Below are 20682 nucleotides of genomic sequence, written 5' to 3'. Positions count from 1 at the left end.
AGACACCACTACTTTAACATAAAAGAAAAAGTAGAGAGTACTTTCTCCCGTCGGAGATTTTCTCACTACTAATCTTAGTATGTTTTTGATTGATAGAACTGATAGTAAGCGACTAATTGAAAATGAAATTCATGATGGATATTGAACTACTATTATATGAAAGAAAAGATATGACAAGAAAGAATTCGCCATTTACGACTAAAAAACAACAATTAACGACTTAGGCGGTTATTTCTTCTCAAAGTAGGATATACTGAAATTATTCATGGCCATGACAATAACTAAAGAAACGGAGATGATCCAGATGGTAAAAACGTTAGAACAATTTGAAACATTGACCTCTGAACAGCTAGCAACTATTAAAGGTGGTGGTAAAGGGATTTGTAAACCCGTGTATACTGGAGCTAACGGATATTCATGCCGTTATAGTAATGGTGAATGGGGCTATGTGGTCACTAAAGGAAACTTTCAAGCGGCAACTGATGTAATTGCGACAGGGTGGGTATCCTCTCTAGGTGGTGCGTATGGCTATGCGACGAGTTGGGGAAGACGACCATGATGTTTTCTAAACGACGAAAAAGAAAGCGTATTACTTTTTATCATCAGATAGAGCTCGTTTATAATAATCCTAGTTTGAAGATTAGCAAAGATCTTCGCAAAGCTCTTTTAGAGAGCGCTTTAGGACTTGAAAAAGGAGACCGAATAGCTTATTTAGCCTATCGATTATATCCATTTGTTTGTGATGAGATATTGAATCAAAAAGCTAATCGTAATGATGAGTTAATCGTTTTACAAAAATATTTAGAAAGAACTCGTTGGAAATACTACTGGGGTGTTGTTTTAAGCATGGCATTTGCTCGTCAGTAGCATCACCCTAGCCATTGCATGCAATGCTATCTACGATTATTAGCTAAGGTTACTTGTTTTATAATACATTGGTTATAAGCGGTAGTCTGAAGGTCTAGCGCTTCTTTATAGCATAGGATATTATTGCTGGTTTAGTTAAAAAGGCTTTACAAGGCCTTTTTTTTATGTTAAGATGTATTTTGTGTGAAATAATAGCAGGAGAGTATGAAGCTCGTCAACAGTTGGCTCTTCTACAGTTTTTCTTCAATAGAAAAGCTCCTAGAAGTCGGAAAAAGTAATCTTGGCTGTTTAGATGAAAGTCACCTGCACGAATCAGGATTCTCTAATTTGTTATTTCCTACAAAATTTTTATTTTATAGGAGGACATTTTTAATGTCACGTTATACTGGTCCATCATGGAAACAATCTCGTCGCCTTGGCTTGTCACTTACAGGTACAGGTAAAGAATTAGCACGTCGTAACTACGTGCCAGGTCAACACGGTCCAAACAACCGTAGCAAATTGTCTGAATACGGTTTGCAATTGGCTGAAAAACAAAAACTTCGTTTTACTTACGGTCTAGGTGAAAAACAATTCCGTAACTTGTTCGTACAAGCTACTAAAGTAAAAGGTGGAACTCTTGGTTTCAACTTCATGGTTCTTCTTGAACGTCGTCTTGACAACGTTGTTTACCGTTTAGGTCTTGCAACTACTCGTCGTCAAGCTCGTCAATTCGTTAACCACGGTCACATCCTTGTTGACGGTAAACGTGTTGATATCCCTTCATACCGCGTAACTCCAGGTCAAGTGATCTCAGTTCGTGAAAAATCAGCTAAAGTACCAGCTATCCTTGAAGCTGTTGAAGCTACTCTTGGACGTCCAGCATTCGTATCATTCGACGCTGAAAAACTTGAAGGAACACTTACTCGTCTTCCAGAACGTGATGAAATCAACCCAGAAATCAACGAAGCACTTATCGTTGAATTCTACAACAAAATGCTTTAATTTTAAAAGAAGTATTGAAAAAGCCCTTTGTTGGGCTTTTTTGTTTGCAGAAAAAAGCCGTCAGATAGTTATCTAACGGTTAATGTTACATTGGGAGTAATTTGAGCACGAGGTTGGTCATTTGACGTGGTGATTCTTTTTTTCCGTTGGCTATCCAGGCTTGACATAATCCGAAAAAGGCAGAAGCCAGATAAATACTGCTGTATTCTGCTTCGACTGGGGTTAATTTCTCACGTTTGAAACGGCGTTGAAAATCGGTGTTGATAAATAATCTCACTTTGTTCACAATAAAGGTTTGAAATTCTCGTGTTCCATTTGCTGAGATGAGGGCAGACAGTAATTGCTCCCGTTTTAGAAATTCAAAAATCTCCAGAAAAGCAGCCTCTTTATCCCCAACGTGTTTTTCAAAAATGTACTCAATTTGATTAAATAAGGTTTGCTGGCAGGAATCAATCAACTCAAATTTATCCTTATAATGAGTGTAAAAGCTAGAACGACTAATGCCAGCTTCTTTGGCTAACTTTGTTGTTGTGATGTCATCAAAACTTTTGGTCTTTAGCAGGGTAACCATGGCGTTTTGAATAGCCTTTTTAGTGTTTGCTCTTCGATTGTCAGTTGTCATAGTCCTACTTTTTGAACATTTTTAGAATATGTGTCAAAAAACTCCTCCGTTAAACTTGAAATAATCTCGTAGATAAGTATAATGTATTATATCACAAATTTGGACAATGTGTATAAAATAGGAGACAATATGTTAGAAGAATTAAAAGCTCTTATAAAGACACCAAGGCTTTGGGTAACCATGATCGGTGTTGCCCTCATACCTTCTCTTTATAACCTCTCTTTCTTAGGTTCTATGTGGAATCCTTATGGTCGATTAGATGACTTGCCTGTTGCGGTGGTCAATCACGATAAGCCTGCAACATTGAACGATAAGAAAATTGCTATTGGCGACAACATGGTGGACAGTATGTCCAAAAATAAAGCGTTGGATTACCATTTTATTAGTGAGGAAAAAGCTGAAAAAGGATTACGAGATGGTGACTATTATATGGTCATTGATTTGCCAGAAGACCTTTCAGAAAAAGCATCAACACTCTTGACAGATGACCCAGAGCAATTAACTATTCCTTATCAAACAACTGCTGGGCGTAGTTTTGTCGCTTCTAAAATGTCAGAAACAGCTATGAGTAAGCTAAAAGCAACAGTTTCTGAAAACATTACAGAAACTTACACAAAAGCTGTTTTCAAGAGTATGAAAAGCTTGCAAAGTGGTTTGAAAGAAGCTAGCTCTGGTGGCGATAAGCTTCTATCAGGTAGCCAGAAATTGCAGGAAGGTAGTCAAACGATTACGGATAATTTGAATGTGGCTGCTTCTGGTAGTCAGGCTTTGGCTGACGGAGCATCAACGCTTTCAAGTGGTTTGACGACTTACACAAATGGTGTTGGTCAATTATCAAGCGGAATTGGTACGCTTTCAAGTGGTTTGACGACTTACACGAATGGTGTTGGTCAATTATCAAGCGGAATTGGTACTCTTTCAAATGGATTGACGACTTACACGAATGGCGTTGGTCAATTATCAAGCGGAATTGGCACTCTTTCAAATGGATTGACGACTTACACGAATGGTGTTGGTCAATTATCAGGCGGAATTGGTACTCTTTCAAGTGGTTTGAATACCTACACCAATGGTGTTAGTCAACTTTCAGGTGGAATCGGTAGCCTTTCAAGTGGTTTGAATACCTACACCAATGGTGTTAGCCAACTCTCAGGCGGAATTGATAGCTTATCAAGCGGCTTGAATACTTACACCAACGGTGTATCGCAATTAGCTTCAGGCACAACAAGCTTATCATCAGGTATCAATGCTTATGTTGATGGTGTCAACCAATTGTCAAGTGGTTTGAATGAATTAAATGGCAAATCACAAGACTTAACAAATGGTATTGCACAACTGCAATCAAAAAGCAGCTCAAACTTGCAACAATTGTTGTCAGGTGCAACTGAATTAAACAATGGTTTACAGAGTTTACAATCTCAAGTTAACGGCATATCTATCCCTGATGTGTCACAATTGCAATCTAGTCTAAGCTCACTAAGCCAACTTAGTCAGCAATTGTCAACAATGAGCAGCGCTATTTCATCTATCAATCGTTCTGATTTGGCAGCTGTTCAAGCAACGTCAGCTTATCAAAGTTTGAGTGCTGACCAACGTGCACAAATTGATTCAGCTATTTCTAATAGTTCTGGTGCAGCAACTGCTAATCAGTTAACGTCACAAATTTCAGCAATTCAATCTCAATTGAGTTCGCTTCAATCCCTATCAAGTCAATTAGCAAATCTATCAACACTGTTGAATAACGTTTCAGCCTTGCAATCAGGAGTTGCTTCAGCAAGTGGTGGCAGTCAACAACTTGTCAATGGCTTGACAGACTTCAAGTCAGGTTTAGAAGCAGAAACAGGTATTCCTCAGTTAGTTGATGGTATTTCTCAATACACAGCAGCTGTTTCTCAATTGACAGATGGTGCTAATGCGATTGTCGCGAAAAACGATCAATTAACTGGCGGTGCGTCACAATTGCAATCCGGTGCAGAACAATTAGCTTCTAACAATGATGCTTTAACAGGCGGTGCAGCTAAATTACAATCCGGTGCTAGTCAATTGGTATCAAACAATGACCAGTTAACCGGTGGCGCAGCGAAATTACAATCCGGCGCAGATCAATTGGTATCAAATAATGACCAATTAGCAGGCGGCGCAGCGAAATTGCAATCTGGCGCCGATCAATTGGTATCAAACAATGACCAATTAACAGGCGGCGCAGCGAAATTGCAATCCGGCGCCGACCAATTAGTAGCAAATAACGGTCAAATCACTGGTGGTGCAGCGAAATTACAATCTGGAGCAGATCAACTAGTTGCTAACAATGGTCAAATCACTGGTGGTGTAGCAAAATTACAATCCGGCGCCGACCAATTAGTTGCTAACAACGGCAAATTGACAAGTGGTGTCGACCAATTGCAATCCGGCGCTGAACAATTAGCTTCTGGTGCTGGTCAATTGGCAGTAGGTAGTGAAACCTTGACAACTGGTTTAGGAACCTTGACAGACGGTATCTCAACCTTGTCTTCATCACTTTCTAAAGCAAGCAAACAATTGTCAGTTGTTTCTGTTAAGAATAAAAATGCTAAATTAGTTTCTGACCCTGTCACAACAAAATGCAAAGATATTGACATCGTTAAAAATAATGGTATTGGTATGGCACCATACATGATTTCCGTATCTCTAATGGTTGTGGCACTTTCAACCAACGTTATCTTCGCAAGCTCTCTATCAGGTCTTCCAGTTAAAAACCGTTGGGAATGGGCTAAACAAAAAATCTTTATCAATGGTTTGATTTCAACAGCTGGTTCATTGATTCTATATGGAGCTATTCAATTCCTTGGTTTTGAAGCCAATTACGAATGGCGTACCATCTTTGTTATTTTATTAGGTGGTTGGACGCTCATGGCTCTTGTAACGGCGCTTATCGGTTGGAACCGTCGTTATGGCTCATTTATTTCCTTGATTATTTTGGTTCTTCAATTAGGTTCTGCCGGTGGTTCTTACCCAATTGAATTGAGTCCAAAATTCTTCCAAGTTATTCACCCTTACTTACCGATGTCTTACATTGTAACTGCCTTGCGTGAAACCATTTCAATGACAGGCTCTATCGGTCAAGAAGTTGGTGTCTTAGTCGGTTTCTTAATCGCCTTCATGATTATGGGACTGATCATTTACAAACAACCAAAAGCAGAGGCCTAAGAGGGTGTACCTCTGCTTTTTTTGTGGGCAGATTATTTGAAAAATGTCAGAAAATTTTATATAATGAATTCATTATGATTAACGAATTGGGGAGATTATGTCACTTATCACACTTATTTTATCGGTTTTAGTTGCCTTAGAGCATTTTTACATCATGTATCTTGAAACCTTTGCGACACAATCAGATGCGACCAGCCGTGTCTTTAATATGTCAAAAGAAGAGTTGCAACGGACTTCAGTTACCAATCTTTTTAAAAATCAAGGGGTTTATAACGGAATGATTGGTGTTTTCTTGCTTTACGGTGTCTTTACAAGCAATACAACTGTAGTTACTATCTTTTTACTAAATGTCATCTTAGTAGCCCTTTACGGTAGCTTAACAGCTGACCGCAAGATTATCTTAAAACAAGGTGGTCCTGCTATTTTGGCATTGTTGACGCTCTTATTTTAAGACAAAAAAAGCATCGCTTAAACGATGCTTTTTGCGTTTATTGAATGGTGATGTCACCGGCTTTGTTGTCAATAGTTAATGTATTTTGGCTAGATGTGTTTAAATCTGAAGCGATGTCTGCATCTCCTAAAAAGTAAGATGGATTAATCTTCAAATCTTTGTCTGCCAGTGTAATATCGACATCTCCAGCTGTTGAGGTGATGCTATTGTCCTCACCCTTGAAAGTCGCATGTTCAGCTGAGAAATCTCCCATGCGGAGTTTGAAAGAAGTATTAGTGATTTGACTATTGTCGCAATCAAGGTCACCAGTTGTAACGGTAAAATCAAACTGATTTAATTGGCTGTGCTCAATATCGACATCTCCAGCTGTCAATGTAACAGTTCCAGCATTGATGTGAGCATTATACATGGTCAAATCCCCAGCTTTGACATCTAATTTGGCATTATCAAGCGAAAGGTTGTTAATGTCTAAATCCCCTGCCTTGAGATTGGCTTGGAGGGAGGTGAGGTTGGTATTTTGCGGCACGGTGATGACAATGGTGTGTGAATTCTCAATGATACCTGATTTTGCTAGATTGATTAAATCTCTGAGACTAAAGAAATGGATCTCAGTATTTTCCCCTTGGCTCAAATGTCCTGTTTGTTTGACCGTTAATGTATCATCCTTAACCTCATAGTTGACAGAAGTTTTGCTATTGTCTGAGTAAGAAATAAAAGGTTTGTCCACGTTTTCCTTAGCAACTACCACATCAAAAGCAGAGCTATCGATAGTTACTTTGCTAAAGGTGTCAAGGCTTACTTTGTGATAACGAGTTGTGCTTAAAGTTTCTACATTTTTCTCCAAATCAGCTAGTCCACCAGTCTCAAATCCATATCCTGCAAGTGCTGCACCAATTAAGGTCGCTCCAATCCCAAATCCTAAAATAATCTTTGTCCACGATTTCATCATTTTCTCCCTTTATTTACTGTTTTTTGTGCCAAATGAACAATGCTGCACCCAGCCATTCTAAAGACTGCTCCCGCTGCTAAAATGGCTAATAATGACAAGCCAAGTGATAGTAAGCCTAAGCCAAAACCAAGTTCTGTTGCTGAGTAAGAAACACTGAGGTAAGACCAGCTGTCAAAGAGCATATAAAATCCTGAAATAATAAAAGCAACTGCAAGCGCAAGTACTGTTGCAATAAGAGCAACCCCCAAGGCTAAAATAGTAACTCTTCATCGTGAAGCACCATAATCTTTTTCTTCGTTGCCTTTGGTTTGGGAGGAATAGTAATTGTCGAAGCGGGATTTCTCTTCAGTCCATAATTTGTAATACCAAAATTAAAAATATCGCTTAGTTTATGAATTACAGCTCCGAAGTCCTTTGCGCTACCTTTTTCAGACCTCCTTATCCCAGATTCAACAGATTTTTTAGATTTTTCGGCTAGCTCATTTACCCACCTTTGAATTTCTGCTGGTTCAATTTTTGCTGGCAGATAATCGCCAAAGCGTGGGATAATGTACGTATCTAAATATCCTCGAACACGATTTAATGTGTTTTCTGATGTTACCCAATTTTTATAATTATTGAACCATTCTTCTGCTAAATCAGACAGGGTTTCTACCGTAACAACTTCTTTTCGAGTGCTTCCTCCATTTTCAAAATCAATTTTCACTTGCATATATTGTCTATCCAATTGTCGCAGAGTTTTTGAAGTGATGGAAGTAGTACCATTAGCTCTATTGCTTTTAAAAGTTGAAGAGCAAGAGAAAAACTAATAGAAAAAAGAAGCACTTAGAAACGGAACTATAGTGCTTCTTTTTAATTTTTTAATTCCATGCTTGAGCTGTTGTTGGTGAATTTAATGCGTTTAGCCAATAATCATCATCTAATTGACATAAAGTAAGAGATACTCCTGACATATCTAAACTAGTAATAAATGTTCCTACTTTTAGGAACTCAACTTTGATACCTTCTACTTCAAGAAGTTGTAAGACATCATTAGTGAAAATATTCAACTCAATTTGAGTTGTCCCTCCAAGGTTGTTGATAAGAACAGCATATCTGTCCCCATCTTTCCAGCGAAAATAGCGTTTTATCTTGTTAATCAACTCGTTAGCTAATATCTCAGAGGATATAAAAGGTTCAACTTTGTATCCAGGTTCACCATTAATTCCAATGCCAAATGAGATGTTTGATTCTGTTAGAGAGAACATTGGTTTATTATTGGTTGGGAGAGTAGCGGGTTTTGTAGCTACACCGAGTGTTGCTATATGAGAAGAAAGTTTGAGGCCAATTTGCTCAAGTTCATCTAAACTTGCTCCATTTTGAGTGGCATGTCCTAAAATTTTATGTAATAATATGGTTCCAGCAACACCACGATGACGAAGATGAAAATTAGTAGTCTCAACAGAGATGCCATCATAAGAAACAATATATTTTACGGGTATGCCTTCTTCACGGGCAATATTAATTGCTTTAGAAAATTCCTGTAAATCTGCCTCAAAATTTTTTATTATGATGAAAACACCATTACCTTTATTTAAAAATCGAATGGCTTCAAGTATTTCAGAATAAGAGGGAGGTGTAAATAAATCTCCAGCAATTGCTGCAGAAAGCATGCCTTGTCCAATATATCCATAATGAGCAGGGTCATGTCCACTACCACCGCCTGATAAAATTGGTATAACTGAGGAATCTTGTAATGAGTTATATAGTATTCTTGACTTACCAAGTTGATATAAATTAGGATTTATTCGCAATAGACCTTGGATGTTATCATCAATAATAGATTGAGTGCTATTTTTAATATATACCACACTTATCTCCTTTTTGTTAGTTGTAATAATGCAAGTTCAAAGACAGGATATTGATTTTCTAAATTTTGATAAGCTAGTATTCTTTCTCGAATAGAGTCGGAAATTGCGAGAGCGTGATAGTGAATCAGTTCTTTCATCAGTGGTTCTGTAGTAACTCCTCCTTCCTCAGTAACAATTTTGTTAAGTAATTGCTGACAGTAAAGTAAAAGAGAGGATGAAAAATTATTCTGACCTACGATGAGAAAGAGTTGTCTATAAAAATCTTTATTATCGTCAAAAAAGATACATAATTCTTTTAAAATATTCTTTCCAGAGCTATAGGTAAAATTATCAATAATTTGTTCTTGCAGTTCTGTTACGAAAATCCATGATAGTAAATCATATTTATCTAAAAAATGATCATAGAACGTTTGCCTACGTATATCAGCTACTTCCATAATTTTTCGAACAGAAATCTTGTCAAATTGCTCTGTTTTTAAAAGTTGCTTAAATGCCTTAGCAATTTTCTTTTTAGTAATGATTGAACTACTCATAATTTATTCCTGACTTTATCATACTACAGTAGCATATTATCAGAAATAATACTTGTTATCAATGAGAACGGACAAAAAATAAAAATTGTCCGTTCTTTTTTTGAAAACGTTATCATATAATGAAACTATAAAAAAGAAAAGTAAAGGAGACATATCCATGAAAAAAATTATTAATGACCCCAAAAATGTTGTTACGGAAATGCTAGATGGAATGGCATTCGCTCATGATGATTTGGTTCATCGTGTTGATGGATTTGAAATCATTGCACGTAATGCAGAGAAAACTGGAAAAGTAGCTATTATCTCTGGTGGTGGTAGTGGTCATGAACCTTCTCATGCAGGATTTGTTGGAGAAGGGATGCTATCTGCAGCGGTATGTGGTCCAGTATTTACCTCACCAACACCAGACCAAGTTTTGGAAGCTATCAAGGAAGTAGATGAAGGAGCTGGAGTATTTATGGTCATAAAAAATTATTCTGGCGATATTATGAACTTTGAAATGGCCCAAGAAATGGCTGAGATGGAAGATATTAAGGTTGCAAGTGTTGTTGTTGATGATGATATTGCTGTAGAAGATAGCCTCTATACACAAGGTCGTCGAGGTGTGGCAGGAACAGTATTAGTTCATAAGATTCTTGGAGATGCAGCCCGTAATGGAAAATCACTAGAAGAAATTAAAGAGATTGCTGAACAGTTAGTGCCAAACATTCACACAGTAGGTTTAGCTTTAAGTGGTGCTACAGTTCCAGAAGTTGGAAAACCGGGTTTTGAATTGGCTGATGATGAAATTGAATATGGTATTGGTATTCACGGTGAACCAGGTTACAAAAGAGAAAAAATGAAATCTTCTCATGAATTGGCCGAAGAATTAGTAACGAAATTGGTAGACTCTTTCCAACCGAAAGAGGGGGAAGAATATGGTGTCCTAGTCAACGGTATGGGGGCAACTCCTTTGATGGAACTATATGTTTTTGCAAACGATGTTGAAAAAATACTAGCAGAAAAAAATGTGTCAGTAGTCTATAAAAAACTAGGAAATTACATGACGTCAATTGATATGGCGGGATTATCTCTAACATTAATTCGTTTGAAAGATAAAGAATGGAAAAATGCCCTAAATGCACCTGTGACAACTATTGCTTGGTAGGGAGAATAATATGAATACTGAATTATCTTTAAAATGGATGCACCTCTTCAACGAAAAAATTCAGGCTAATAAAGATTATTTGTCTGAGCTAGACACCCCAATTGGAGATGGTGATCACGGCGGTAATATGGCTCGTGGTATGTCTGCCGTTATCGAAAATTTAGATGAGAAAAACTTTGAAACACCAGCGGATGTTTTTAAAGTAGTATCTATGCAATTATTAAGTAAAGTTGGTGGAGCTTCAGGTCCTCTATATGGTTCAGCTTTTATGGGGATTACAAAATCGTTGCAATCTAGTGATTCTATTACTGATGCTATTGCGGCTGGTCTAGAAATGATTCAAAAACGAGGTAAAGCTGAAGTTGGTGAAAAAACAATGGTGGATATTTGGACAAAAGTCCTAGATGACCTTCGAAATAACCAATTATCTATTGAAAAAATTCAACAATATGTCCAAGAATCGGCAGATATTAAAGCAACCAAAGGACGAGCATCATATGTTGGTGAACGTTCAATTGGACATATTGATCCAGGAACATGTTCGTCAGGGTATTTATTCGAAGCATTAGTGGAAGCAGGTGTTTAAATGGCAGATGCAGGAATCGTTATTGCCTCTCACTCTAAAAATATCGCTCAAGGAGTTGTAGACCTCATTTCAGAAGTTGCTCAAGATGTAGAAATTACATATGTTGGAGGGACTGAGGATGGAGGTATTGGGACGAGTTTTGAGCGAGTACAACAAGCTGTTGAGGATAATTCAAAAGAAGAGATATTTGCATTCTTTGATTTAGGAAGTGCTAAGATGAATCTGGAAATGGTTGCAGATTTTTCAGATAAACAAATTCATATTAACTATGTTCCAGTGGTAGAAGGTGCATACACTGCAGCAGCTTTATTGCAGGCAGGTGCTGATTCAGAGGCAATCCTGGAACAGTTAAAAGAAATGCAAATTGAAAAGTAGGTGATAATATGAACAATTTTATAGGGGAATTATTAGGAACTTTTGTTTTGGTATTACTTGGTGATGGCGTAGTCGGAGGTAATGTTTTAAAAGGAACTAAAGAAGAAGGTACAGGATGGAATGCCATTGTTATCGGATGGGGTGTAGCTTGTACAATTGGTGTCTATGTATCTGGTATGCTTAGTCCTGCTCACCTAAATCCTGCTGTGACTTTTGCGATGGCAGCCACTGGTAATTTAGCTTGGTCACAAGTGCCAGTTTTCTTAGCAGGTCAATTTCTTGGAGCTATGCTAGCAGCGTGTGTATTATGTCTTCATTACTATCCACACTTTAAGGAAACAACGGATAAAGGTGCTATTTTGGGAACTTTCTCAACAGCTCCAGCAATCCGTCATACACCTTCAAACTTTTTTGGGGAAGCATTAGGTACAGCAATTTTGGTAATTACTGTGATGTCAATTGGACCAAATAAAGTAGCTTCAGGATTTGGACCAATTATTGTAGGGCTGGTAGTTATTGCAGTTGGTTATTCATTGGGATCAACAACCGGATATGCCATTAATCCAGCTCGTGATTTAGGACCACGTATAATGCATGCATTGTTACCTATTCCAAATAAAGGAGATTCAGATTGGTCATACAGCTGGATTCCTGTATTGGGTCCTATTGTAGGTGGAGTTGTAGGTGCATTGATTTATAATGTCGTATTGGGACTTCTCTAATTTTTGTCAATCAACTCAACTTACGGTGATCTCTCCTTGAAGTATTAAAATTTCAAAAAATCACAATACAAAATAAACACCTAGTGAAGATAAACTCACTAGGTGTTATTCGTATTAACAATTATTTAGTTGCTTCTTTATAAGCTTCACTACCTTCCTTGTATGCTACAAATTTATTGCTACCAGTCATGAAGCTACCAGTATCATATTTAAGAGTACCATCTTTACTAAGAGTGTAAGTTACAACATAGTCCCTGCCATTAGATGAGAAAGTGAATGACTGGTTTTTTGTATCTACATCAGTGATAGCGTGAGTACCTTCTTTGTAGAATTTACCGCTATCACCGTTAATTTCTAAAATTAATTTAGCATTTCTATCATAAACGTTATAGTATTTACCAGCTAAGTTATTTTGTTTAGAACAAGATGCAAGAAAGATAAGTGAAATACCTAAGACAATTAAACTAATTACTTTTTTCATGTAGTATACCTCCTAACATTATTCTACTAAATAAAATTTACAAAAAGATTTCTAAGATGCATTGAAATGTCTGTCGTAACGGACATTTTTTATTTTGTCTATTGGTATGAACATCAAAAATAAGTTTAAAAACTAATTTTTTCTAGACAAATTCTAATGGATTTTATAAAATATAGTCAGTTTACAAACTGACTAAGAAAGGAGAGACTGATGTATCAACCAGAGAAATTAAAAAGAAAGCGTACTGAGCTTGGCCTTCGTCAAATAGATGTTGCTGAGGCTATCGGGATTTCTAAGCAATCCTATTTTGCTTGGGAAAAAGGAATCACACAGCCTAATCAAAAGAATCTTTTAAAACTAGAAAAGGTATTAGAAGTAGAATCTGGTTACTTTACAACTGATGATATTTCTATGCTCTATCAAAAATTGACGCATCCCAATCAAACAAAGGTAAAGATCTTCATGGAAAAACTATTGGAACAACAAGAGAAGGTTATCTCTATTGCTGAGCCCAGATTTGAATATCATGTCTATGAGAAAATGTCTGCTGGTCGTGGGGCAACAATCTACGGCGATCGTGATTATGATACTGTCTACTTTGACAGGGAAATCTCTCATGATTTTGCATCATGGGTTTCAGGAGATTCTATGGAACCTAAATATCCTAATGGTTCCGTAGCCCTGATTCAAGAAAATGGCTTTGACTATGACGGAGCAGTTTATGCTGTGCTATGGGGAGGGCAAACCTATATTAAGAAGGTTTATCGTGAAGAAGAAGGTTTGCGACTAGTCTCTATCAATACCAAATATAGTGATTTGATAGCTCCTTATGACGAAGAACCTCGTATTGTTGGGAAAATCGTTGGCCATTTCTTACCTATCGAGGACTAAGTCGTGGGAATATTTGATTATAGTAAAGAGCCTAGAAGTGATATCGCCTTTGTGGATATGAAGTCCTTTTATGCCAGTGTAGAGTGTGTGGAACGTGGCCTGCATCCCTTGAAAACGTCACTTTGTGTCATGAGTCATGCGGATAATTCAAGTGGCTTAATTCTAGCTTCATCACCAATGTTTAAACAAGTCTTTGGAAAATCAAATGTCAGTCGATCATATGATCTACCCTTTGATGTAAAGACACGTAAATTCTCTTATTATAACGCCAAGAAACAAGGACTGCCAACGAATCCAGAATATGTTCGTTATATTGAAAGTTGGGCCAGAGCTACTTTTATAGTGCCACCTAGGATGGATTTGTATATTGAGAAAAATATGGAGATTCAACATATCTTTCAGAACTATGCTAGTGTTGAAGATATTTTACCGTATTCGATTGATGAAGGATTTATTGACTTGACCTCATCACTTAATTACTTTATTCCTAATAAAGTGCTAAGTCGCAAAGAAAAACTTGATATGATTTCTTCCAAGATCCAAAGAGACATTTGGAGAAAAACGGGAATCTATTCAACGGTTGGCATGTCAAATGCTAATCCCTTACTAGCAAAATTGGCACTAGATAATGAGGCTAAGAAAACCCCCACAATGAGAGCTAATTGGTCTTATGAAGATGTGGAAACAAAAGTCTGGAACATAAAGGAAATGACCGATTTTTGGGGAATTGGCAATAGGATGAAAAAGCGTCTTAATAACCTAGGAATTTTCTCAATCAAGGAACTTGCAAATTGTAATCCAGATATTCTGAAGAAAGAACTAGGAGTAGTTGGAGTGGATTTATTTTTCCATGCTAACGGAATTGATGAGAGTGATGTCCATAAGCCTTATAAGCCAAAAGCAAAAGGGATAGGTAATTCTCAAGTATTACCAAGAGATTACTTCAAGCAAGCTGAGATAGAACTGATTATGAGAGAAATGGCAGAGCAAGTAGCTATCAGATTGAGAAAGCGTCATAAAAAGACAACAAATGTTTCCATTACTATAGGATTTTCAAGGTTTGAAAATAAACGTCATATTCAAACTCAGATGAAAGTTGAGCCAACAAATAATACTAGGTTATTAACCAACTATGTACTGACACTTTTCAGAAAGAAATACGATGAAGGAGCAGTTAGAAGTGTTGCAGTTTCTTATTCAGGCTTAGTAGATGAGTCTTATGGTCTCATTTCCTTATTTGACGATGTTGAAAAAATAGAAAAAGAGGAGAGGCTCCAGTCAGTAATTGATACTATCAGAAATCAATTTGGTTTTAGTAAACTTCAAAAGGCGACAGCACTTCAGGAAGCTTCCAGAAGTCTAGCACGTAGCAAGTTGATTGGTGGTCATTCTGCTGGAGGATTAGATGGTTTAAAATGATTGATCGTTCTTATTTACCCTTTAAGTCTGCCAGAGAACATAGAGACAGAGGGATGGCTAAATGGATGGGATTCTTTCTTTCCGAGCATACCACCTCGCTTGATGAGGATAAAAAGAGGGTGGATTTGAGTAGTCCCTTATCTAAAATTGAGAAGCTCACATTGATAGGTCAACTCTATGCGAGTAGATTAACTGGTCGATTTATTATTAAGAAAGAGAAAAAGAAAGAACAGGTAGTTGGTCAAGTTGAGGAATTATCTTCCAAAGAGATAACAATAAGAACTACAGACGGTTATCAGCTCCTTCAAATTGATCATATCCTTAATATTGTTCTAGAAAGTGAATTTGAAGATGAATAGAAAAGAATTATATAAAGATCAGTTACAACTAGATTATTTTTCTGATTCTTATTTAAAGTTTGAGGAAGACTTTTACAGGTTCTCAAATTTGAATATTCCATTAACGTTTTTAATTGATGATATTCTTAGAGAAATGGCTATGAGCCAAAAAAATTATTTCCGATTGAATAAAGCGAACGCTAAAGATGGGAGAGATCACTATTTTATATTTAAAATAGTCGTTGAGAATGATAATAAGACAGTAAGAAAATATGAATACGTTGGGAGAAGACTAACAATCGAGTAGGAAAAGACTAGTTTGGAGACAAAGGAGGTTCATGATGGATGAGATGTATCCAAGAATAAACCAACTCGCTAATGAACAGGTTTATAGATTCATGAAAGAAAATGAGATTTCACCATTAAGCTATCATTTCAGTGATTTTTTTGATGAGTGTTTGAACAAATATAATATCAAGTTAATGGAGCATCACTTTTCAAACCAGCAAATAGAAGGTTTAACATTGATAGATGATTATGGAATCTCATTTTCCTATGAACGGGACAATCCAGAAGTGAAGCAGAACTTTACTAAGTGTCACGAACTAGGACATTTCTTATTGGGACATTCAGGCAGTCTCTTTACTGAGTTAAAAGGTGGCAGTGATTCAAAGCATGAAACAGAGGCTAATATTTTCTCAGCCATAATCCTAATGCCTGCTATTGTACTCTTATCTAAAATTTTTTATAGACATGATTCTTTTCAAAAGGTAATGAAAGATTTGTCTGTATCAGCAGAAGCACTCAAATTTAGACTATTAGATATTTTTCGATTTTATACGGATGAAAAATATGATGCAATAGCGAGAGCTATTTCCACTTATCAAAGAGGCGTAGTCAATGGAGTACTTAAATTTTTCGATGAGATCAAAGAAAAAATTATTGCAAAATACGAAGCAATCAAAATTGATGTCACAAAGATGATACTTAAGAAAGTTGAAGAGACTGGATTTGTTACTAGTCTCGAGTTTGAGGAGTTAATAAGTTGGGACTACTGTAAAAAGTTGAAGAAGACAAGTCCGGCAGTTGATGTGTGGCAATATTATGATAAAGGAAAAAAACTTTCTTTTATTTGGAAGAAGGGAGGCATGACAAGAACAGAATCCCAAAGAGTAGCAGTAAAATTGCATAGAAATAATTACTGAATAGTGATCTGATAGTGATATTTTAATGTATAATAAATGTAAAACTAAAATATATAGGATAGAAAATGAAGACAAGAACTTATGGTTGGATACAAAACCCATCTTCCTTTCGTAATTTAAAAAAAGTTGTAAAAATATTCTCGAGCAATTCAGATCATTATATAAATTTGCGTGATAATTTATTAAACGTGATATATTTTAGCGATTTAAGAGAAGACTTGCAAAACAAATTAGCAAATAAAGAAACAACTTTTTCTTATTTAGAATTAGTAGGAACTTCGAAGGATGCTAATGGACATTCACCTAAAAAACGGAGTGAAGCTGTTGCAGATGGATTAATACAGGTAAGTATCCTTCCACAGCAGACTAAAAAAACTGGAAAAACATGGACAGATAATTGGACTGCTGACGGTTTTTTACGTTGGGCAGTAAGTTTAAATTTTGTTGCAACAGATCGAGAAACAGATATGTTTTCTTTAACTCCATTCGGAGAGAAATTTATTAGTACTCCTGATGAATCTAGTACTGAAAAAGATGTTTTGAGAGAGGCATTATTGTCTTATCCACCAGCAGTACAGGTACTTCGTTTACTAGCTGAAAAAAATGATTTTTGTACTAAATTTTATTTGGGTGGACATTTAGGTTTTAGAGGTGAGCGTGGCTTCACTTCCTATGATGAAGATTTAATGTTTGACTGGCTAGGGGATGCCGATTCTGCAGAGAAAAAGAAAATAAAATCTGATGTTGAAGGTAGTAGTGATAAATATGCCCGTCAAATATGTAATTGGCTAAAAAATGTAGGTTTGGTTGAGTCGAAAAATGTAAAAAGAAATTTTGATAATGGTAATTCTGACGGCTTTCAAGGTTATAAAATAACTGCTAGAGGGTTGCATGCTCTAAGACAATCTGATGGAAGTTCTAAAAATAATAGAAGTACGAAATTTTTAATGTGGGAATTTTTAGCAACAAATTGTGAAAATAGAGATTATGTGAGAACAAGAAGAGCATATATTTTGAAATTTCTACAAGAAACTAATTCATATCCTGTTTTGCTCAATAAACTGAAAGATAAAGGTTTTAAGGAAGGGAACGAAGTAATATTAGCGGATATTGAAGGTCTCAACAACTTTGGATTAAGGATTGAAATGAATGAAAATAAAATAATATTAAGAGACATTATTGCTGATTTTTCGATTCCAAGTCTTGAGATTACAAAGGAATTAAGAAATGAGGTTGCAGAAGAACGACGTGCCTATTTCTTAAAAAACACCAATTTACCTACCAAATATATAGAGTTATTAGATATTGCATATGATGGTAAGCGTAACCGTGATTTTGAAATCTTGACGATGGATTTGTTTAGAAATGTTTACAAATTAAATTCAAAATTATTGGGAGGTGGACGAAAACCTGATGGACTAGTATATAGTAATCAATTTGGTATTATCGTGGATACAAAAGCATATGGTGAAGGCTACTCAAAATCTATTCAACAAGCGGATGAGATGATTCGTTATATTGAAGATAATAAGAGGCGAGATATTAACCGAAATCCAATTGAATGGTGGAAAGATTTCCCAAATTCAATTAAAGATGACTCATACTATTTCTTATGGGTGTCAAGTAAGTTCGTTGGTAAATTTCCTGAACAACTTACGTATACCGCTGATCAAACGGAAACAATTGGTGGAGCATTAAATGTAGAACAATTATTGCTTGGTGCGGATAAAGTAAAAAAAGGAGAGATTCAATCTGATAAATTAAACACCTATTTTGAAAATAAAGAAATTATATTTCAATCTTGATATAAAAGACTATGAAAAAAGAGGTATTATACCTCTTTTTTATAATTGGTTACTAAAACTTCAAGACTATCTTGTTTAGAAGTATTATAGGAAGAATTTTTATAGTGGTAGTCTAATTTGTATAGATTTAAGTTTTCATCAGAAATAAATTTTTCCAACAAAGTATTGTGACGTCCTTTGTGCACAATAACGTTGCTAAGAGCAAACTTAATATTACGTTCATTTAAATTTCTAAGGACGTTATACATTTGCTCTTCCTGTGACTCTCCCCAATCTGTAAAGCCTCGATTACCATCATTATAACTACCTGTTGTAATTAGGTATGGTGGATCAAGATACACAAAATCATCAGATGTTAACCTTGAATAATCAAAATCAGTGAAGTAAGAATCGGTAAAACTTGCGTTCAATGTTTGTAATTTAGATACAAAGTTTAGTAGATTATTTTTCATATTTACGCTAAAATGACTACGGTTTCTACCAAATGGATTATTAAATTGTAAGGAATTGTTAAATCTGAACTGGTAATTGTAACTAAATGAGGATAAAACATATAAATCTAGAGGATTTGGATTTTGATTATAGTGATCCCTAAATATCTTATACGCTTCTTCGTTTGTTTTACTCAAATTCCACTCACTGATTTTATTTTCTATATTCTGAACTAAATCAACAGGAGATTGATTTTGAAAATAACGAAACATCTCATTAATTCTAAAATTCATATCATTAAAAATATGCTTATTTGCTTTAACGTTTATCCCGACATTAGCACCTCCACTGAATAAATCAACGAAAGTATCGATTTCATCTGGAAAGTAAGGTAGTATCTGATTAAGTAACTTGAATTTTCCTCCAATATAGTTTAAAGGACTTTTTATATATTTTTGTGTTGAACTGACTTTGATTTTTGGAGATGATTGTGGCTGTTTTCTTTTTACGACTTTATTTTTTTGAATATAAAACAAAAGTTCATATACTTCTTTATTTTTTGATGGTTGTTTTGATTGATATTTTCGATAAGGTATTTTTTTAACCTCTACGTTTCCATCAAGAGAATTTTGCTTTAGAATATTGAACAAATCATTTTCTGAGATAATTCCCTCATTATTATAGCTTAGAATAATATGTGTAGCATTAATATTACTTATAAGATCAGACATAGCTTGAAGAGCCTTACTTTTTGTCGCGTAATCACTTTTTAAATTTTTCCAATCAAATATTTTTGTAACACCTTTAAGTTCAGGTTTGTTATTTCGTGCTACATTTTCGAGTAAGTGATAATTTGAGGCATATTGCCGAGAGTTATAAGGGGTATCAATATAAACTATATCAGCTTTAATTCTTTTTACTAATGTATTAGCATCTTCGTTAAAAGAAAGATTATTTTTTCCGTTATCAAAAATGGTAAAATCAAATAAAGTTAAATCATTAAGCGCTCGCTTATCCCAGTGCTTTAAAAAAGCACCGTATGTTCCAGTAATGTTACTAACAAAGGGCAGACCCTCAATTAAGGAAGAGACTAGAAAAAAATACTCATACTCAGAGAGAAGATTTGAACAATACCATTTTTCTATCTGTTCTCGAATAGTATCTAATTTTTTTGCGTTTTTAACTGTTAAATATCCTGCTTCTCCAGTAGGTGAATAAGCGTTCTCGTAATATCCTATTTTTTCAGTATCAATTGGGCTGTCTTGTAGAAATGACATTGGATTGTCAATACCTATTTTTTGAAGTTTAGAAAATTTAGGTTTAGTATTATTTTCAATAGTTGCTTTAGCATTTACGTAGCTAAAATAAAGTAAATCGTTAGAGTATACTGTGTAAAACTGTTTAAAATAGTTACCTACAATGTTTGTTCCAGCAAATAAATCTAAGAAGATTTCTTCCTCGCCAGTAACGTGTTTGTCTAACATTGATTTTATTTCCGAAAGAAGTATTTTCTTAGAACCTATATATCTCATTTTTACATCCTTTTACATCCTTATTTACTTAATTTTACCATAATACATAGCAAAGTCCAATCACATATGTTTAACCTAAACACTTTTTCATTGTTGAAATCCTAAGTAGAAAATTTGATTTATATATTTTACAATATGTATGCTAAAATAACATACCCTAACTGGGAATTGTTATCGTTCCTAAAAATATGAATTTTTCTTCGGAAATATGAAAAGACAGTAGTAATAAATCTACTGTCTTTTTTGAGTTAGAAAAAGCAAAAATGTAGAGTAAAATGTAGAGTTCCAAATTCATTTTATTGCATTA

General features: G+C 35.4%; 22 protein-coding genes and 1 pseudogene. 15 read left to right on the top strand and 8 right to left on the bottom strand.

Going from position 1 to position 20682, the window contains the following annotated elements:
- Positions 1-304: 304 nt before the first annotated feature.
- The 3 genes from ACFORE_RS03440 to rpsD all read left to right on the top strand — a co-directional run bounded on the left by ACFORE_RS03440 (position 305) and on the right by rpsD (position 1851).
- Positions 305-559 (top strand): garvicin Q family class II bacteriocin, encoded by a 255-nt coding sequence (locus ACFORE_RS03440; protein WP_235281088.1) that lies wholly within the window; start codon positions 305-307, stop codon positions 557-559.
- Entirely contained in the window at positions 556-867 is a 312-nt protein-coding gene (locus ACFORE_RS03435) for a bacteriocin immunity family protein (RefSeq protein ID WP_308526249.1), read from the top strand. The genes ACFORE_RS03440 and ACFORE_RS03435 overlap by 4 nt, the downstream gene beginning before the upstream one ends.
- Positions 868-1239: 372 nt before the next feature.
- On the top strand, positions 1240-1851 hold the full coding sequence (gene rpsD, locus ACFORE_RS03430) for a 30S ribosomal protein S4 (RefSeq protein ID WP_154454956.1): 612 nt from the start codon (positions 1240-1242) through the stop codon (positions 1849-1851).
- 85 nt (positions 1852-1936) lie between these two features.
- Here rpsD and ACFORE_RS03425 read toward each other — a convergent pair whose 3' ends face one another.
- Positions 1937-2473: a TetR/AcrR family transcriptional regulator gene (locus ACFORE_RS03425; protein WP_148525134.1), complete on the bottom strand. Its 537-nt coding sequence runs from the start codon at positions 2471-2473 to the stop codon at positions 1937-1939.
- Between the two features lie 129 nt (positions 2474-2602).
- Here ACFORE_RS03425 and ACFORE_RS03420 point away from each other — a divergent pair, with 129 nt between their 5' ends.
- Positions 2603-5659 carry a YhgE/Pip family protein gene (locus tag ACFORE_RS03420; RefSeq protein ID WP_380434984.1) on the top strand — a complete coding sequence of 1019 codons (3057 nt, stop codon included), beginning with the start codon at positions 2603-2605 and terminating at the stop codon, positions 5657-5659.
- A 97-nt stretch (positions 5660-5756) separates the two neighbouring features.
- Entirely contained in the window at positions 5757-6110 is a 354-nt protein-coding gene (locus ACFORE_RS03415; RefSeq protein WP_154454958.1) for a DUF1304 domain-containing protein, read from the top strand.
- Positions 6111-6147: 37 nt separating this feature from the next.
- On the opposite strand, the gene ACFORE_RS03410 is transcribed toward ACFORE_RS03415, so the two are convergent.
- The 5 genes and pseudogenes from ACFORE_RS03410 to dhaS all read right to left on the bottom strand — a co-directional run bounded on the left by ACFORE_RS03410 (position 6148) and on the right by dhaS (position 9442).
- The gene (locus ACFORE_RS03410) at positions 6148-7056 is read right to left on the bottom strand and encodes a DUF4097 family beta strand repeat-containing protein (protein WP_235281090.1); all 909 of its coding nucleotides are present in this window, start codon (positions 7054-7056) and stop codon (positions 6148-6150) included.
- Complete coding sequence (locus ACFORE_RS03405) at positions 7056-7307, bottom strand: hypothetical protein (RefSeq protein ID WP_294917410.1); 252 nt, start codon at positions 7305-7307, stop codon at positions 7056-7058. The genes ACFORE_RS03410 and ACFORE_RS03405 overlap by 1 nt, the downstream gene beginning before the upstream one ends.
- Positions 7308-7318: 11 nt before the next feature.
- Positions 7319-7819 (bottom strand): annotated as a pseudogene (locus tag ACFORE_RS03400) (tyrosine-type recombinase/integrase); the annotation flags it as partial.
- A gap of 100 nt (positions 7820-7919) precedes the next feature.
- Complete coding sequence (gene dhaQ / locus ACFORE_RS03395; protein WP_380434983.1) at positions 7920-8909, bottom strand: DhaKLM operon coactivator DhaQ; 990 nt, start codon at positions 8907-8909, stop codon at positions 7920-7922.
- A 2-nt stretch (positions 8910-8911) separates the two neighbouring features.
- Positions 8912-9442, bottom strand: a complete 531-nt coding sequence (gene dhaS, locus ACFORE_RS03390; RefSeq protein WP_380434982.1) for a dihydroxyacetone kinase transcriptional activator DhaS — start codon at positions 9440-9442, stop codon at positions 8912-8914.
- A gap of 157 nt (positions 9443-9599) precedes the next feature.
- Between dhaS and dhaK the strand changes: the two genes are divergently transcribed.
- From dhaK to ACFORE_RS03370, 4 genes are read left to right on the top strand one after another with little or no spacing between them, the layout of a single operon-like run.
- Complete coding sequence (dhaK, locus tag ACFORE_RS03385) at positions 9600-10589, top strand: dihydroxyacetone kinase subunit DhaK (protein ID WP_380434981.1); 990 nt, start codon at positions 9600-9602, stop codon at positions 10587-10589.
- A 10-nt stretch (positions 10590-10599) separates the two neighbouring features.
- The gene (gene dhaL / locus ACFORE_RS03380; RefSeq protein WP_380434980.1) at positions 10600-11175 is read left to right on the top strand and encodes a dihydroxyacetone kinase subunit DhaL; all 576 of its coding nucleotides are present in this window, start codon (positions 10600-10602) and stop codon (positions 11173-11175) included.
- A complete protein-coding gene (gene dhaM, locus ACFORE_RS03375; protein ID WP_380434979.1) occupies positions 11176-11550 on the top strand; it encodes a dihydroxyacetone kinase phosphoryl donor subunit DhaM in 375 nt (124 codons plus the stop codon).
- 8 nt (positions 11551-11558) lie between these two features.
- The gene (locus ACFORE_RS03370; RefSeq protein ID WP_380434978.1) at positions 11559-12272 is read left to right on the top strand and encodes an MIP/aquaporin family protein; all 714 of its coding nucleotides are present in this window, start codon (positions 11559-11561) and stop codon (positions 12270-12272) included.
- Positions 12273-12393: 121 nt separating this feature from the next.
- Here the strand turns inward: ACFORE_RS03370 and ACFORE_RS03365 are convergent, their stop codons facing one another.
- Positions 12394-12753: a hypothetical protein gene (locus ACFORE_RS03365; protein ID WP_380434977.1), complete on the bottom strand. Its 360-nt coding sequence runs from the start codon at positions 12751-12753 to the stop codon at positions 12394-12396.
- A gap of 210 nt (positions 12754-12963) precedes the next feature.
- Here ACFORE_RS03365 and ACFORE_RS03360 point away from each other — a divergent pair, with 210 nt between their 5' ends.
- From ACFORE_RS03360 to ACFORE_RS03335, 6 genes are all read left to right on the top strand, one after another.
- Positions 12964-13644, top strand: a complete 681-nt coding sequence (locus tag ACFORE_RS03360) for a LexA family transcriptional regulator (RefSeq protein ID WP_380434976.1) — start codon at positions 12964-12966, stop codon at positions 13642-13644.
- Between the two features lie 3 nt (positions 13645-13647).
- Positions 13648-15063 carry a Y-family DNA polymerase gene (locus ACFORE_RS03355; protein WP_380434975.1) on the top strand — a complete coding sequence of 472 codons (1416 nt, stop codon included), beginning with the start codon at positions 13648-13650 and terminating at the stop codon, positions 15061-15063.
- Positions 15060-15422, top strand: a complete 363-nt coding sequence (locus ACFORE_RS03350; protein WP_380434974.1) for a hypothetical protein — start codon at positions 15060-15062, stop codon at positions 15420-15422. Before ACFORE_RS03355 ends, ACFORE_RS03350 begins: the two co-directional genes overlap by 4 nt.
- A complete protein-coding gene (locus ACFORE_RS03345; RefSeq protein WP_380434973.1) occupies positions 15415-15708 on the top strand; it encodes a DUF5960 family protein in 294 nt (97 codons plus the stop codon). Before ACFORE_RS03350 ends, ACFORE_RS03345 begins: the two co-directional genes overlap by 8 nt.
- A 31-nt stretch (positions 15709-15739) precedes the next feature.
- Positions 15740-16606, top strand: coding sequence for an ImmA/IrrE family metallo-endopeptidase (locus tag ACFORE_RS03340; RefSeq protein ID WP_380434972.1), 867 nt, complete (start codon positions 15740-15742; stop codon positions 16604-16606).
- Between the two features lie 65 nt (positions 16607-16671).
- A complete protein-coding gene (locus ACFORE_RS03335) occupies positions 16672-18411 on the top strand; it encodes a restriction endonuclease FokI recognition domain-containing protein (RefSeq protein WP_380434971.1) in 1740 nt (579 codons plus the stop codon).
- 26 nt (positions 18412-18437) lie between these two features.
- On the opposite strand, the gene ACFORE_RS03330 is transcribed toward ACFORE_RS03335, so the two are convergent.
- Positions 18438-20375: a Dam family site-specific DNA-(adenine-N6)-methyltransferase gene (locus ACFORE_RS03330; protein WP_380434970.1), complete on the bottom strand. Its 1938-nt coding sequence runs from the start codon at positions 20373-20375 to the stop codon at positions 18438-18440.
- Positions 20376-20682: the final 307 nt, after the last annotated feature.

Source organism: Streptococcus alactolyticus (genome assembly GCF_042649785.1).
In the GTDB taxonomy this organism is placed as follows: domain Bacteria; phylum Bacillota; class Bacilli; order Lactobacillales; family Streptococcaceae; genus Streptococcus; species Streptococcus alactolyticus.
The sequence above is the reverse complement of the archived record's forward strand: the minus strand, read 5'-3'. Positions and strand labels throughout refer to the sequence as shown.

Excerpts from the sequence above, each read along its gene's own strand:
- ACFORE_RS03335 (WP_380434971.1), top strand. The coding sequence starts at position 16,672 with ATGAAGACAAGAACTTATGGTTGGATACAAAACCCATCTTCCTTTCGT.
- ACFORE_RS03425 (WP_148525134.1), bottom strand. The coding sequence starts at position 2,473 with ATGACAACTGACAATCGAAGAGCAAACACTAAAAAGGCTATTCAAAAC.
- ACFORE_RS03435 (WP_308526249.1), top strand. The coding sequence starts at position 556 with ATGATGTTTTCTAAACGACGAAAAAGAAAGCGTATTACTTTTTATCAT.
- ACFORE_RS03350 (WP_380434974.1), top strand. The coding sequence starts at position 15,060 with ATGATTGATCGTTCTTATTTACCCTTTAAGTCTGCCAGAGAACATAGA.
- ACFORE_RS03330 (WP_380434970.1), bottom strand. The coding sequence starts at position 20,375 with ATGAGATATATAGGTTCTAAGAAAATACTTCTTTCGGAAATAAAATCA.
- ACFORE_RS03360 (WP_380434976.1), top strand. The coding sequence starts at position 12,964 with ATGTATCAACCAGAGAAATTAAAAAGAAAGCGTACTGAGCTTGGCCTT.
- rpsD (WP_154454956.1), top strand. The coding sequence starts at position 1,240 with ATGTCACGTTATACTGGTCCATCATGGAAACAATCTCGTCGCCTTGGC.
- dhaL (WP_380434980.1), top strand. The coding sequence starts at position 10,600 with ATGAATACTGAATTATCTTTAAAATGGATGCACCTCTTCAACGAAAAA.
- dhaK (WP_380434981.1), top strand. The coding sequence starts at position 9,600 with ATGAAAAAAATTATTAATGACCCCAAAAATGTTGTTACGGAAATGCTA.
- ACFORE_RS03440 (WP_235281088.1), top strand. The coding sequence starts at position 305 with ATGGTAAAAACGTTAGAACAATTTGAAACATTGACCTCTGAACAGCTA.
- ACFORE_RS03420 (WP_380434984.1), top strand. The coding sequence starts at position 2,603 with ATGTTAGAAGAATTAAAAGCTCTTATAAAGACACCAAGGCTTTGGGTA.
- ACFORE_RS03365 (WP_380434977.1), bottom strand. The coding sequence starts at position 12,753 with ATGAAAAAAGTAATTAGTTTAATTGTCTTAGGTATTTCACTTATCTTT.
- ACFORE_RS03340 (WP_380434972.1), top strand. The coding sequence starts at position 15,740 with ATGATGGATGAGATGTATCCAAGAATAAACCAACTCGCTAATGAACAG.
- ACFORE_RS03345 (WP_380434973.1), top strand. The coding sequence starts at position 15,415 with ATGAATAGAAAAGAATTATATAAAGATCAGTTACAACTAGATTATTTT.
- dhaS (WP_380434982.1), bottom strand. The coding sequence starts at position 9,442 with ATGAGTAGTTCAATCATTACTAAAAAGAAAATTGCTAAGGCATTTAAG.
- ACFORE_RS03370 (WP_380434978.1), top strand. The coding sequence starts at position 11,559 with ATGAACAATTTTATAGGGGAATTATTAGGAACTTTTGTTTTGGTATTA.
- ACFORE_RS03410 (WP_235281090.1), bottom strand. The coding sequence starts at position 7,056 with ATGAAATCGTGGACAAAGATTATTTTAGGATTTGGGATTGGAGCGACC.
- dhaM (WP_380434979.1), top strand. The coding sequence starts at position 11,176 with ATGGCAGATGCAGGAATCGTTATTGCCTCTCACTCTAAAAATATCGCT.
- ACFORE_RS03415 (WP_154454958.1), top strand. The coding sequence starts at position 5,757 with ATGTCACTTATCACACTTATTTTATCGGTTTTAGTTGCCTTAGAGCAT.